The organism is Variovorax sp. RA8, assembly GCF_901827175.1.
In the GTDB taxonomy this organism is placed as follows: Bacteria; Pseudomonadota; Gammaproteobacteria; order Burkholderiales; family Burkholderiaceae_C; genus Variovorax.
Window position 1 is genome coordinate 2,324,793 of sequence record NZ_LR594662.1, and the last position, 13,467, is coordinate 2,338,259.

13 protein-coding genes and 1 pseudogene are annotated in these 13,467 nt (G+C 69.4%); 9 read left to right on the forward strand and 5 right to left on the reverse strand.

Annotation, left to right across the window (positions count from 1 at the left end):
* Window positions 1-12: 12 nt before the first annotated feature.
* Together E5P3_RS11095 and E5P3_RS11100 are read right to left on the reverse strand one after the other, a co-directional pair.
* Window positions 13-675, reverse strand: coding sequence for an acyltransferase (locus E5P3_RS11095; RefSeq protein WP_162586019.1), 663 nt, complete (start codon window positions 673-675; stop codon window positions 13-15).
* Window positions 672-1,817, reverse strand: coding sequence for a glycosyltransferase family 4 protein (locus E5P3_RS11100; RefSeq protein WP_162586020.1), 1,146 nt, complete (start codon window positions 1,815-1,817; stop codon window positions 672-674). The genes E5P3_RS11095 and E5P3_RS11100 overlap by 4 nt, the downstream gene beginning before the upstream one ends.
* A 183-nt stretch (window positions 1,818-2,000) precedes the next feature.
* Between E5P3_RS11100 and guaD the strand changes: the two genes are divergently transcribed.
* The 4 genes from guaD to E5P3_RS11120 all read left to right on the forward strand — a co-directional run bounded on the left by guaD (window position 2,001) and on the right by E5P3_RS11120 (window position 6,591).
* A complete protein-coding gene (guaD, locus tag E5P3_RS11105; protein ID WP_162586021.1) occupies window positions 2,001-3,290 on the forward strand; it encodes a guanine deaminase in 1,290 nt (429 codons plus the stop codon).
* A gap of 141 nt (window positions 3,291-3,431) precedes the next feature.
* Window positions 3,432-3,998, forward strand: coding sequence for a dCTP deaminase (gene dcd, locus E5P3_RS11110; protein WP_068676294.1), 567 nt, complete (start codon window positions 3,432-3,434; stop codon window positions 3,996-3,998).
* A 153-nt stretch (window positions 3,999-4,151) separates the two neighbouring features.
* Window positions 4,152-5,030: a KPN_02809 family neutral zinc metallopeptidase gene (ypfJ, locus tag E5P3_RS11115; protein WP_162586022.1), complete on the forward strand. Its 879-nt coding sequence runs from the start codon at window positions 4,152-4,154 to the stop codon at window positions 5,028-5,030.
* Window positions 5,031-5,124: 94 nt separating this feature from the next.
* The gene (locus tag E5P3_RS11120; RefSeq protein WP_162586023.1) at window positions 5,125-6,591 is read left to right on the forward strand and encodes a DEAD/DEAH box helicase; all 1,467 of its coding nucleotides are present in this window, start codon (window positions 5,125-5,127) and stop codon (window positions 6,589-6,591) included.
* A 9-nt stretch (window positions 6,592-6,600) separates the two neighbouring features.
* On the opposite strand, the gene E5P3_RS11125 is transcribed toward E5P3_RS11120, so the two are convergent.
* Window positions 6,601-7,443, reverse strand: coding sequence for a symmetrical bis(5'-nucleosyl)-tetraphosphatase (locus tag E5P3_RS11125; protein WP_162586024.1), 843 nt, complete (start codon window positions 7,441-7,443; stop codon window positions 6,601-6,603).
* A gap of 24 nt (window positions 7,444-7,467) precedes the next feature.
* Here E5P3_RS11125 and E5P3_RS11130 point away from each other — a divergent pair, with 24 nt between their 5' ends.
* Window positions 7,468-8,784: a hemolysin family protein gene (locus E5P3_RS11130; RefSeq protein ID WP_162586025.1), complete on the forward strand. Its 1,317-nt coding sequence runs from the start codon at window positions 7,468-7,470 to the stop codon at window positions 8,782-8,784.
* Window positions 8,785-8,828: 44 nt separating this feature from the next.
* Here E5P3_RS11130 and E5P3_RS11135 read toward each other — a convergent pair whose 3' ends face one another.
* Together E5P3_RS11135 and E5P3_RS11140 are read right to left on the reverse strand one after the other, a co-directional pair.
* A complete protein-coding gene (locus E5P3_RS11135) occupies window positions 8,829-9,320 on the reverse strand; it encodes a thermonuclease family protein (RefSeq protein WP_162586026.1) in 492 nt (163 codons plus the stop codon).
* 48 nt (window positions 9,321-9,368) lie between these two features.
* Complete coding sequence (locus E5P3_RS11140) at window positions 9,369-10,295, reverse strand: LysR substrate-binding domain-containing protein (RefSeq protein WP_162586027.1); 927 nt, start codon at window positions 10,293-10,295, stop codon at window positions 9,369-9,371.
* Between the two features lie 97 nt (window positions 10,296-10,392).
* Here E5P3_RS11140 and E5P3_RS11145 point away from each other — a divergent pair.
* The 4 genes and pseudogenes from E5P3_RS11145 to E5P3_RS11160 all read left to right on the forward strand — a co-directional run bounded on the left by E5P3_RS11145 (window position 10,393) and on the right by E5P3_RS11160 (window position 13,430).
* Window positions 10,393-11,360: pseudogene (locus E5P3_RS11145) on the forward strand (tripartite tricarboxylate transporter substrate binding protein).
* A gap of 9 nt (window positions 11,361-11,369) precedes the next feature.
* Entirely contained in the window at window positions 11,370-12,299 is a 930-nt protein-coding gene (locus E5P3_RS11150; RefSeq protein WP_162586028.1) for an alpha/beta hydrolase, read from the forward strand.
* Between the two features lie 14 nt (window positions 12,300-12,313).
* Window positions 12,314-12,679, forward strand: coding sequence for a nuclear transport factor 2 family protein (locus tag E5P3_RS11155; protein WP_332107377.1), 366 nt, complete (start codon window positions 12,314-12,316; stop codon window positions 12,677-12,679).
* A gap of 106 nt (window positions 12,680-12,785) precedes the next feature.
* Window positions 12,786-13,430, forward strand: a complete 645-nt coding sequence (locus E5P3_RS11160; RefSeq protein ID WP_162586030.1) for a hypothetical protein — start codon at window positions 12,786-12,788, stop codon at window positions 13,428-13,430.
* The last annotated feature ends 37 nt before the right edge of the window (window positions 13,431-13,467 follow it).

Consider the following 13,467-nt stretch of genomic DNA (forward strand, 5'->3'; position numbering starts at 1 on the left):
CGACGGGCCGTCTCAGTGCACGAAGCCGCGCTCGCGGTGGAAGTACGCCGCCTCGGGGTCGAGCTTCTTCACCTGCACCGCCGGCGAGCCGGCGTAGACCGCGTACTCCTCGCCGTGCGCCTTGTTGAGCACCGAGCCCGCGCCCAGCATCGAACGGTCGGGCAGGGCGGCGCCGCCCAGCACCGTCACCCGCGTGCCCACCAGGCAGTAGGCACCGATGCGGATGGGCTTGCAGTCCTGCCTGTTCTCCTGCACGTTGATGCCGTGCGTGATCAGCTGAGAGTGGTAGCCCGCGACGGTGGTGAAGGCGCCGATGTCGACGCGGTCGGTGCAGTCGATGATGTGCTGCTTGGTGACGGCCGCATGCTCGCCCAGCGAGAGCGTCGGGTCGCGGTCGGTGCGATGCCTGAAATGGGCCCCCGCCGGCGGGTGGCCGGTGATCCAGTTCGAGCGGTCGATGACGGAGTGCGCGCCGCACTCGAGCCGGCCCAGGTGGATGGCGACGTTGAAGTGGCCGATGTACGCCCCTTCGCCCATCACCAGGTGGCCCGGGAAGACATAGGAGAGCCCGATGCGCGCACCGTCGGCGATCTCGTAGCCCCAGAAGCGGCGCAGCACCGCGCGCTTCAGCGTCCAGGGCAGGAACACCACCAGGAGGCCCAGCAGCCGCTTCACCGGGCGGCCTTCCGTTCGTCGAGCACGCGACGGTAGGTCGCCACGTAGTTGGAGGCCATGTGCTGCGCCGAGTAGTGCGCGGCGTTCTCGATGCCCAGCCGGCGCATCTCGGCGAAGCGCGGTGCTGCGTTTTCGATGGCGGTGGCCATGGCGTCGGCGTCGTCGGGGTCCACGTAGACCGCGCCTTCGCCGCCGATCTCGTTCATCGGCGCCAGGTCGGAGGTGAAGACCGGGCAGCCGCAGGCCTGGGCCTCGATCACCGGCCAGCCGAAGCCTTCCTGCAGCGAAGGGAAGAGCAGGGCGGTCGCGCTGGCGTAGAGCGCGCGCAGCTCCTCGTGCGAGACGCCTTGCACGGTCTTGATCCGGTCGGCCACGCCGTGCTTGCGCGCCAGCTCGGCCATCTCCGGCACCAGTTCCGGGCCGATGAACAGCAACTGCTCCACCGGCGCGGGCCGGCCGCTCGCCTCCGCGCGCTCGTGCAGCGCGATGAAGGTCTCCAACACCTTGCGGCGGTTCTTGCGCGCCAGGTCCCAGCCGACATGGACCAGGAACTTGTCCCCGGCCGAGATGCCGAAGCGCCGGATCAGGCCCTGGGCCTCGTCGGGCGGCACCGGCCGGAAATCGTCGTTGAGCCCGTTGAGCACCACGGTGACCCGCGCTTCCTCGGCCAGTCCCAGCGCCAGCAGCTCGCGACGGGTCAGGTGCGAGACGCAGGCCACCAGGTCGGCCGTGCGCAGCCCCTTGACGATGAGCCGCTGGAACAGCCGGCCCGTCCAGCCCACGTTCCAGCCGTCGACCATGCCCTTGGCGGCCTGCACCGCGATGACGTCGTGGCAGGTGATGACGTTGGGCTTGGACTTCACCCAGGGGATGTACATGCCGTTGGAATGGTCCGCGACGTGCACGATGTCGGCCCAGCGCAGGTGGCGTGCGAGAGAGGGAATGAAGAGGATGAACTTGTCCACGTAGCCCAGCCACTTCCACAGCCGCGAGGAGGTGGGCACCCGCAGCACGCGCCGCGGCGGCGTCAGCACGCGCAGTTCGCAGCCGTTGTGGGGAAGTTCGCGTTCCAGGATGCGCTTGAAGGCCAGCATGCTGGTCTGGCCGTCGGGGACATAGTTCCCGATGAGGAGCACTTTCATGTTGGACATGCGCGGCGGTCTGCGTCGCGTGAAGTCATCGCTGTTCCTGTTGGGGTGAAAAAAGAATTATGTTCTAGCGGCAGGGGCACCCGGGCGGTCGGCCACGGACGCCGGGGCTGTCATATAGCCTCCATACGCGCTCGCACATTTCGTACCGGGCCCGCTGCCTTACCCTCCCAGCCCATGCAAGCCTACCGTGCCTCCCTTTTGCGATTCGATGCCGCCGGCCAGCCGGTTTTCGACGAGGACGGCCTGCTGGTCGTCGGCCCCGACGCCGCCGGCCGCCAGCGGGTGCAGGATGCCGGTGCCTTTGCAAGCGTCGCCGCTCGCCATCCGGGCGTGGCGGTCACGCACTGGCCAGGCCGCATCATTGCGCCGGGCTTCGTGGACATGCACATCCACTTCCCGCAGACCGACATCATCGGTGCGCCTTCCGAGGGCCTGCTGCCCTGGCTCGAGAACTACACCTTCCCGGCCGAGAGCCGCTTCGCCGAGGCGGCGCATGCGGCCGAGGTGGCCGAGGTCTTCTTCGACGAGCTGCTGCGCAACGGCGTCACCACCTCCCTGACCTTCGCGACCTCGCATCCAGCCTCGGTCCAGGCCTTCTTCGAGGCGGCTCAGCGCCGTTCGCTGCGGATGATCACGGGGAAGGTGCTGCAGGACCGCCATTCGCCCGACGGTGTACGCGATCAAACTGAACAAAGCCTGATCGACACCGAATCGCTGATTCGCCGCTGGCACGACGTGGACCGGCTGGGCTACGCGATCACCCCGCGCTTCGCCCCCACCAGCACCGACGCGCAGCTGCGCGGCGCGGGCGAGCTGGCCGCCAAATACCCCGGCACCTGGATCCACTCGCACGTGGCCGAGAACAAGGACGAGGTGAAGTGGGCGCGCGAGCTCTTCCCCGGCGCCCGTTCCTACCTCGACGTCTACCAAGGCTTCGGCCTGATGCGCGAGCGCGCCGTCTATGCCCACTGCATCCATTTCGACGACGACGACCGCCGCCTGATGCGCGAGACCGGCACCGCCGCGGCCGTGAGCCCGACCAGCAACCTGTTCCTCGGCAGCGGCTTCTTCGACTTCGAGGGGGCCGACCGCATCGGATGCGCCTACGGCCTGGCCAGCGACGTGGGGGGCGGCACCAGCTTCAGCCCCTTCTCGACCATGCTGGCCGCCTACTACGTGGGCCGCGAGGGCCAGACCAAGCCGGGTGTCAGCATCGCGCCCTCGCAGCTGTGGTGGCGCCACACCGGCGGCGCGGCGCGGGCCCTCGGGCTGGAGGGCGTCATCGGCAACCTGCAGCCGGGTTGCGAGGCCGACTTCGTGGTGCTCGACCCCAAGGCCACCCCGATGCTCACGCGCAAGACGGCGCGGGCGGACAGCCTGGAAGAATTGCTGTTCGCGATGATCGTGCTGGGGGACGACCGGCTGGTGGAGCGCACCGTGATCCCCCAGGCCCCGGCCGGCTGAGCCTTTCGGGCAATGGGCGCTGCCTAGAATAGCGGCCCCAAGGAAGGACCCGCGTTATGACACCCCCACGCTCATCACTTCGTGTATCGCTGCCCCCCAAGGGGGCTTCATCGCCCTTCGGGCGGCCGGGCGGGCGCTGACATGAGCATCAAGAGCGACAAGTGGATCCGGCGCATGGCCGAGAAGAACGGCATGATCGAGCCCTTCGAGCCGGGCCAGATCCGCGAGCAGGACGGCCATCGCATCATCAGCTACGGCACCTCCAGCTACGGCTACGACATCCGCTGCGCGCCCGAGTTCAAGGTCTTCACCAACATCCACAGCACGGTGGTCGACCCGAAGAACTTCGACGAGAAGAGCTTCGTCGATTTCCACGGCGACTCCTGCATCATCCCGCCCAACAGCTTCGCCCTGGCGCGCACGGTGGAGTACTTCCGCATCCCGCGCAACGTGCTGACCATCTGCCTGGGCAAGAGCACCTACGCGCGCTGCGGGATCATCGTCAACGTCACCCCTTTCGAGCCCGAATGGGAAGGCTACGTGACGCTGGAGTTCAGCAACACCACCCCACTGCCGGCCAAGATCTACGCTGGCGAGGGCTGCGCCCAGGTGCTCTTCTTCGAGAGCGACGAGGTCTGCGAGATCAGCTACAAGGACCGCGGCGGCAAGTACCAGGGGCAGCGCGGTGTGACGCTGCCCAAGGCCTGACGACTCGCGGCGCTGTCCTGCACGCGCTTGCGCCTCGCCTGCCATGCGGCGCCATCCGGGCTGCGCGAGGATCCTTGGCCGTGGATGTGCTCCCGGATCGGGCGCGTACCATCGGCGGGGCAGCAGCCGTCGCAGGCGGCAAGGAGACGCGTCATGAGATGGGAAGGTAACGAACAATCGGACAACGTCGAGGACCGCCGCAGTGGAGGCGGCGGCTTCGGCGGGTTGCCGATCGGTGGGCGCAGCGTCGGGCTGGGCACCATCGCGGTCGCCGTGATCGCGGGGTGGATCTTCGGCATCAATCCGCTCACCCTGCTGGGGATGATGAGCGGCGGCGAGCCGCCGGCCCAGGTTCAGCAGCAGGGCCCGGCCCAGAAGCCGCCGGCGGAGGACCGCGAGGCCGCGTTCGTCTCCACCGTGCTGCGCAACACCGAGGTGGTGTGGAGCGACATCTTCCGGCAGAACGGCAGCAATTACACGCCCACGCGCCTGGTGTTGTTCCGCGGCGCCACGCCCACGGCCTGCGGCGCCGGCCAGGCAGCCATGGGGCCCTTCTACTGCCCGGGCGACAAGAAGGTCTATATCGACCTGGGCTTCTACGACACCCTCTCCCGCCAGCTCGGCGCGCCCGGCGAATTCGCCCGCGCCTACGTGATCGCGCACGAGGTGGGCCACCACGTGCAGGACGAGCTGGGCGTCACCGGCAAGGTCGACCAGATGCGCGGTCGCCTGAGCCCGGCGCAGAACAACGCGCTGAGCGTGCGGGTCGAGCTGCAGGCCGACTGCTTCGCCGGCGTCTGGGCCCACCATTCCCAGGAGTCCAAGCGTTGGCTGGACCCCGGCGACATCGAGGCCGCGATGAACGCAGCCGCCAAGATCGGCGACGACGCCCTTCAGCGCTCGGCTGGCCGGGCCGTGGTCCCCGACAGCTTCACCCATGGCTCCAGCGCGCAGCGCCAGCGCTGGTTCGGCGCGGGCTACAAGAGCGGCAAGATCCAGGATTGCGACACCTTCGCCGCGCGGGGCCTTTGAGGCGGAGCTCGGGCGCTATCGAAAAGAGAGCAATCCGACCCGTCACCGCACTGTCATCCCCGTTTATTGCCGCAGTGCGACAATAGTGGGCTTCATGACCAGTTCCTTCTCCAATCTTTCCCTGGCCGAACCGCTGGCGCGCGCGGTGGCCGAAATGGGCTACGAGAGCATGACGCCGATCCAGGAGCAGGCCATTCCGGTGGTGCTCGCGGGTCAGGACGTAATGGGCGCGGCGCAGACCGGCACCGGCAAGACCGCGGCCTTCTCGCTGCCCCTGCTCCAGCGCATGCTCAAGCACGAGAACAGCTCGACCTCGCCCGCGCGCCATCCTGTGCGTGCGCTGGTGCTGCTGCCCACGCGCGAGCTGGCCGACCAGGTCGCGCAGCAGGTCAAGCTGTACGCCAAGTACACCAACCTGCGCAGCACGGTGGTGTTCGGCGGCATCGACATGAAGCCGCAGACGCTGGAGCTCAAGAAGGGCGTCGAGGTCCTGGTGGCCACGCCGGGCCGGTTGCTGGACCACATCGAGGCCAAGAACGCGGTGCTCAACCAGGTCGAGTACGTGGTGCTCGACGAGGCCGACCGCATGCTTGACATCGGCTTCCTCCCTGACCTGCAGCGCATCCTCTCGTACCTGCCCAAGCAGCGCACCACCCTGCTGTTCTCGGCCACCTTCTCGCCCGAGATCAGGCGCCTGGCCGGCAGCTACCTGCAGAACCCGGTCACCATCGAGGTGGCGCGCCCGAACGAGACGGCCTCCACCGTCGAGCAGCATTTCTACAGCGTGAGCGACGACGACAAGCGCCGCGCGCTCAAGCAGATCCTGAGGCAGCGTGGCCTCAAGCAGGCCTTCGTCTTCGTCAACAGCAAGCTGGGTTGTGCGCGGCTTGCGCGCTCGCTCGAGCGCGAGGGGCTCAACACCACGGCCTTGCACGGCGACAAGAGCCAGGACGAGCGCCTGAAGTCGCTGGCTGCCTTCAAGGCCGGCGAAGTCGACTTGCTGGTGGCCACCGACGTGGCGGCGCGCGGCCTCGACATCAAGGACGTGCCGGCCGTCTTCAACTTCGACATCCCCTTCAACGCCGAAGATTACGTTCACCGCATCGGCCGCACCGGCCGCGCCGGCGCCTCGGGCCTGGCGGTGAGCTTCGCCAGCGGCGGCAACGACGTGCGGCTGGTGGCCGACATCGAGAAGCTGATCAAGAAGAAGATCGAGCTGGAGCCGGTGGAGTTCGAGGAAGACCGTCCGCGCGGGCGCATCAACGATGGCCGCCGCCACTGGCGCGACGAGGGCGAGGCCGGCGACGCGCGCGACGTGCTCGACCAGCCGCGCGAGCGCAACGGCGAAGCCCGCTTCGGACGCGGCGCACGGCCGCACCGCGCACCCTCGGCGCCGCGCGATCCGTTCTTCGAGAAGCCCTACGAGAGCCCGGAGCGCGAGGCCGCGCCTTCCTGGGAGGCCGCTGCCAAGGCAACGCCCGCGCGCGGCCTTTCGAGCAACATCAAGAGCAAGCGCAAGGTCCCGGCGTTGTTCAAGGCCTCGGAGCCGCAGCCGAACTGACCCCGGCGCTCAGCCAGGCTTCTGTGCCTGCGCGCAGCGCACCTGGATCAGCTCGCGATCCGCGGCCTTCGCGCCGATGCGCACCGCGCTCAGGCAACCGCCCCAGACGCAGCCCGTGTCGGTCGACAGCAGGTCGGGCCGCGACAGCCAACCCAGCGTAGACCAGTGGCCGAAGGCGACCGTCAGGTTCGCGGTGCGCCGCCCCGGCACGTCGAACCAGGGCATGAAGCCCGCGGGCGCGGCGGCTGATCCGTCCTTGGTCTCGAACTCCATCACACCCTCTGCGCTGCAGAAGCGCAGCCGCGTCAGGGCGTTGACGATGACGCGCAGGCGTGCGCTGCCACTGAGCGCATCGCTCCATTGCGCGGGCTCGTTGCCGTACATGGTCTGCAGGAACTCGGTCCAGGCGGGGCCGCGCAGCACCGACTCGAGCTCCGCCGCCAGCGCCAGCGTGTCCGCGAGGCTCCATTGCGGCAGCACGCCCGCATGCACCATCAGCAGCTCGCCATCGGCCAATTCGCGATGCAATGCCATCGGTTGCCGGCGCAGCCAGTCGAGGAGGGCTTCGCGGTCGGGTGCGGCCAGCACCGCGTCCAGCGTGTCCTTGCGACCGTGCTTGCGCGCGCCCTGGGCCACGCCCAGCAGGTGCAGGTCATGGTTGCCCAGCAGGCTCTGCGCGGCGCCGTCCAGGCGCTGCATGCGACGCAGCACGGCCAGCGAGTCGGGGCCGCGGTTGACCAGGTCGCCCAGCAGCACGAGCTGATCGCGGCTGGGGGAGAAGGCGATGTGGTCGAGCAGGCGCGCCAGGGGTTCATCGCAGCCCTGCACGTCGCCGATCAAGTAAAGTGCCATGGGTCCCCATTCTCCCCCGCCTCCATGGATGTTTTTCTCCTGGCCTTGCTGACCACGCTCAACGCGTTGTTCGCAATGTCCGAAATGGCCCTGTCCACCAGCCGCCGGGCGCGCCTGGCCGCGCTGGCTGAAACGGGGGACGCGGGCGCCGCGGCCGCGCTGGACCTGATGGAATCGCCCACGCAGTTCCTCTCGACCGTGCAGATCGGCATCACCTCGATCGGCATGCTGAGCGGCATCGTCGGCGAGGCCGCCTTCGCCGGGCCCCTGGCCATCTGGATGGAGGGCGCGGGCATGGGCCCGGGGGCGGCCAGCTTCGTGTCCACCGCATTGGTGGTGAGCTGCATCACCTTCTTCACCATCATCTTCGGCGAGCTGGTGCCCAAGCGCATCGGCCAGCTCTATCCCGAGCCGGTGGCACGCCACGTCGCACGGCCGATGCACATGCTGGCCGCGGCCGCGAAGCCCTTCGTGCTACTGCTGTCGGGCGTGACGGCCGCGACGCTCAAGTTGCTGCGCATCGACCTGAACGCCGGCCGCATGGTGACCGAGGAGGAGATCTCGGCCAGCCTGGAGGAGGGCGTAGACGCCGGTGTCATCGAGATGCACGAGCACCAGATGGTGCGCAATGTGTTCCACCTGGACGACCGGCGCCTCAGCTCGCTGATGGTGCCGCGCGCCGACATCGACTGGCTTGAAGCATCCGCCAGCGTCGAGGAGGCCCTGCGGAAGGTGTCGGTGGACGCGGTGCGCGACGAGGTCCATTCGTGGTACCCGGTGTGCCGCGGCTCGCTGGACGACGTGGTGGGCACCATCAGCGTGGCCCGGCTGCTGGCGCTGGGGCTCGCGCACGCCGGCAGCATCGAGGACGAGGCGCAGCCGGCGATCTTCGTGCCCGAGACGCTCACCGGCATGGAGCTGCTCGAGCAGTTCCGCGCGCGCGCCGCGCGCCTGGTGTTCGTGGTCGACGAGTACGGTGTGGTGCAGGGGCTGATGACGCCGGGCGACCTGCTCGAAGCCATCACCGGCGAGCTGCAGACCGCCACCCAGGCCGACGCCTGGGCCCGCAAGGGGCCCGATGGGGTGTGGGAGCTCGACGGGCTGATGCCGGTGGCCGAGTTGCGGGCGCGCCTGGGCATCCGAGAGCTGCCCGACGAGGATCGCGGCCGCTACAACACGGTGGCCGGGCTACTGATCTTCGTGGCCGGCCACCTGCCCGAGGTGAACGAGGAGATCGATTGCGAGGGCTGGCGCTTCCGGATCGTGGCGCTCGACGGCAAGCGCATCGACCGGGTGGTGGCTCGTGCGATCGCTGCGGCGGCCCAGAACGTGGCGGCCTGAGGACAGCGCGCGCTCGCAGATTGCGAACGAAGGCTCCGTGCGATTCAGCGCGGCCGCGGATGCTGAGCGCGCCACATCCAGGGCGGCACGGGGCGGCGATCCGCCCACAGCCCGGCACGCTTGACCTTGGCCTCGAACTCGGCGAACTCGTACTGGCCCCGCTCCGTGGGGCTCTGTTCGTCGGCATAGGCATGCGACCACCAGGCCATGCCCACGCTGAGCATCGCGAGGCCGGCGTCCAGCGTTTTCGCGCAGCGGGCTTCGGTACAGTCGTCCGGTGCAACCTGCACGCGGCACACGCGGCGGTGATAGCGGTCGTCGTCGTGTTCGCAGTGCAGCCGCGCCATCTTGCGGTAGGCGATCTGCGACAGCGCCTGCTTGGCACGCCGGCCGAAGGGCTGGTTGAGCTCGGGCGCGTCGATGGCATGCAGCCGCACGGTGAGCTGGCGAAAGGCGCCAGGCTCGCCGCACCGGACCTTGAGGGTGTCGCCGTCGCTGATGGCGACGACCAGGCAGAAGAGGGCGGAGGAAAGCATGAGGCCAAAGCGGTCGATGCTAAAGGCTCTGCCCGATGCAGGCCGCCGCTACGCCCCCTCGCGCAAGGCCTGCAGCACTCGCGCCAGCGCCGGGCTGGGCTCCTGCCGGTCCCACACCATGCCCACCGGTCCCACGTCGGAGCCCAGCGACAGCGGCAGGATCGACAGCATTCCCAAGCGCTGGTAATGGTGCGCCGCGGCGCCGGAGAGCACGCCGATGCAGCGGCTCTCGCGCATCAGCGCCTGATTGAGTGTGGGGGAGGTCGATTCGATCCACGGCTCGGGCGGTGCGAGGCCCTGCTCGACAAAGGTGGCGTCGATCGCGCGGCGCAGCGCCGTGTGCTGCGGCGGCAGGATCCAGGGATGTGTCGCAGCCTTCGCCCACGTCACGCCGGCTGCGCGCAGCAGCGGATGCCTGCGGCCCGTCACCGCGCAATGGGGGTCCTTGAACAGCGCCTCACTGTGCACGTGAGGGCCGAAGGCCCGCTCGTCCAGGCGACCCACGATCAGGTCCAACTCGCGGCGCTCGAAGCGCGCCCACAGGCCCGCGGCCGTATCCTCCACCACCTCGATGCGCAGCGGCTCCAGCTGCTTCTCCAGCGCGAGCAGCGCACGCGGCAGCAGGCCGGCGCTGGTCACCAGCATGCTCCCGATGCGCACCGCGCCCAGCGTGCCGGCCGCCACGGCCGCGAGCTCCTGCTGCAGCTGGCGCGAGTCCGCGACCATGCGCCGCGCATGGCGCAGCGCCACCGGCAGATAGGGGCTGGGCCGGATCTGCCGTCCGCGCAGGAACAGCGGCACGCCCAGCGCTGCCTCGACCTCGGCCAGCCATTGCGACACTGCCGGCTGGCTCGCGCCCAGCGCCTCCGCCGCGGCCGTGAGGCTGCCGTGCCGCTCCACCGCCAGAAGGATCTCGAGGTGGCGCAGGCGCAGGCGGCGCAGGTTCAGCGCCAGCCGGCGCTCCTCGTCTTGCATAAGAGATTGCGATGGATCCAGATGAAAGAAGGTGTGGATCATTATGTGACGCCGCCCGATGATCCGGCCATCCGAAACACTCCCCGCAGGAGATGCAATGAACGCGACGACCCGACGCAGCGTGCTGGGACTGGGCCTGGCCCTCGTCTTGGCCGGCAGCCACGCCCAGACCTACCCGGTACGCCCCGTCAAGCTGGTGGTGCCTTTCCCAGCCGGCGGCGGCACCGACATCGTGGCGCGCAAGGTGGCCGAGCACGTGCGCGAGGAACTGGGGCAGCCCGTGGTCGTCGAGAACAGGGCCGGCGCCAGCGGCAACATCGGCGCCGACAGCGTTGCGCGCTCGGCACCCGATGGCTACACCCTGATGCTCACCGCTGCGCCCTTCGCCATTGCCCGGCGGTGTTCAAGAACCTGAGCTTCGACCCCGTCAAGGACTTCACCCCGGTGGCCCAGATCGCCAGCGTGCCTCTCCTGGTCGTGACCCGCGCCGAATCGCCGCTCAAGAGCATCGCCGACCTCGCCGCCGCCGCGAAGAAGGACGGCAACGCCATCAACTATGCCACCTTCGGCAACGGTGCGCCGCCGCACCTGGTGGGCGAGCGCATGAAGTCGCTGGGCGCCTTCGATATGACCCACGTGCCCTACAAGGGCGGGCAGGCCGCGCTGCCGGACATCCTCTCCGGCCAGATCGACGTGGCCATCATGGACGTGGTCTCGATGACGCCGCTGATCAAGGCCGGCCGCTTGCGCGCGCTGGCCATCACCGGCCCGAAGCGCTCGCCTGCCTTTCCCGACGTGCCCACGTTGGCGCAGGCCGGCATCCCTTTCGACACGGTGGGCTGGTACGCGGTCTTCGGCCCAGCGGGGCTGGACCCCGTCGTCGCGACGCGCCTCAACGCTGCGCTGCTCAAGGTGATGGCGCGGCCTGACATGCGCAGCCTGCTGATCGACGGCGGTTCCATGCCGGTCGATCGGCAGACGCCTGCCCAATGGGCCACCGCCTTCAAGGAAAACGTCCAGGTCTGGGGCCGTGTCGCCCGCGAGTCCGGCGCTTCCGTCGATTGAGGGGGCCCCGTGCAACCGTCTTCTCTTGCCCCTGACGCAGCCGTGCACGAGGTCGAGATCGTGCGCGACGTGGTCTACGGCCGCGGGCTCGTGCAGCGCCTCCGGCCGGGTGGGCCGGTCGAGCGCGAACTCGCACTCGACCTCTACCGCCCCGTCGATCCCGCGCGGCCCGGCCAGCTGCGCCCGGCCCTGGTGCTGGCCTTCGGCGGCGCCTTTCACCGCGGCTCCAAGGAAAACGACGCCTTCGAGGCGGAGGGCGGCAACACCTCCGTGGCCGAGTACTGCCTGCGATTCGCCCGCCGCGGCTACGTGGCCTGCGCGATCGACTACCGACTGGTCCCGGAAGACCCGGAACCCGGCGCTACGCCCGTGGTAGGCCAGCCCGAGCGGATCCCGACCTCGCGCGTCGCCGTGGTGCGCCGCCTGTTGCAACTGCCGCCCGCTACCCCCGAGATGCTTTGGCGCGGCATCGAGGCCGCCAGCGACGACATGGCTGCCGCCGCGCGCTTCGTGCGCCTCCAGGCCGCCGCGTGGCAGGTGGACCCGGCGCGGATCGCCATCGGCGGGTTTTCCGCCGGCGCCCGCACCGCGCTCAACGTGGCCTTCGGCGAGCAGGTGCCGGTGGCGGCGGTGCTGGCGCTGTCCGGCTACATCGATGACAACGACCTCGCGGGACACCTGGCGCGCCGCGCCGGCGGCGGCCCGGCCGTGCTGCTGGTGAGCGCCGAGCACGACCTCGACTACGTGGCGGCCGCTGCGCCGGGCCTGGTTGCCCGCCTGCGCGGGGCGGGCCTGCAATGCGACCAGGTGCGGGTGCCCGGCGCCAGCCATTTCTACCGCGCCGAAGCCGCCGCCCGGTACGATCGGTATGGCACCACCACCGTCGAGGGCGCCATGGATACCTTCCTGCGCCATGTCCTCGGCCCGACGCTCGGATGAGCGAGGAGACCGCCATGACCGAATCCTTCCTGCAGGCCTTCGCCGACGCGTGGAACCGCCACGACATCGACGCCCTCATGCAGTTCATGACCGAGGACTGCGTCTTCGAGGCCAGCGCCGGGCCCGAGCCCTGCGGCACCCGCTTCGTGGGGCAGCAGGCGGTGCGTGAAGGCTTCAGCCGCGTCTGGCACGACTATCCCGACGCCCAGTGGCTCGGCGCGCGGCACTTCATCGCCGGCGATCGGGGCGTCTCCGAATGGACCTTCGTGGGCACCCGCGCCAGCGACGGCGTGCGCGTCGAAACCAACGGCTGCGACCACTTCACCTTCCGCGACGGCCTGATCCAGGTCAAGAACTCCTGGCGCAAGGCTCGCGGCTGAGCCCCTGCGTGTGGCGCCGGCGCCCCAGCGCGCCAAAAGCCGCTTGGGGAAGTAACTATTTGTATGATTCAATCGGCGGCGGAGTAGAGGACCGTCGAGGACATCCATGAAAAGACTGCTGAGCATCTTCTGCATCGCCGCCCTGGTGGCCGGCTGCGCGACCCGACCCAACGAGGGTCCCGGTTCAGGTTCCGGCGCGGACTACGTCCCCGCCGTTCAGGCGCCTGCCAACAACCCTGCAGCCTATGAACAGGACCTGGCCCGGTGCCGCGCCTCGGCCGCCACCATCCCGTTCCGGGCCAGCCAGCATGACGATGCGCTCGTCGTGCTCGACACCGGCGTGGTTGGCGCCGGCTGGATGGCGGGCATCCCGACGCTCAGCGGCGTGGCGGTGGTCGGCGGCCTTTATGCCTTCAACAAGGCTGTCTACACCCCCGAGCGCCGCGCCTGGCATGCCAAGCAGGAAACCGCCATGGTCAACTGCCTGGCGCAGAAGGGCTACGTCAACACCGATCCCAGCGTGCGCGTGACCTGGGTGCCGCCGGGCCAGCGCTTCGCCCAGCCAGCGCTGCGCAGCACCGGGCGCGATACCTACAACGCCGAGCAGTTCGCCAAGGCCCGCCGCTGCAGCGTGCTGCCGATGGCCACCCTGATCGAGAAGGGCCCCGGCTACGAGCGCCATCGCATCCCGTGCAGCAACGGCGAGACGATGGCGGTGCGCTGCGAGTTCGGGAACTGCCGGGGGGGGTAGGAGCGCCAAGTCCGGCGCACACCAGAAGCCAGATGGC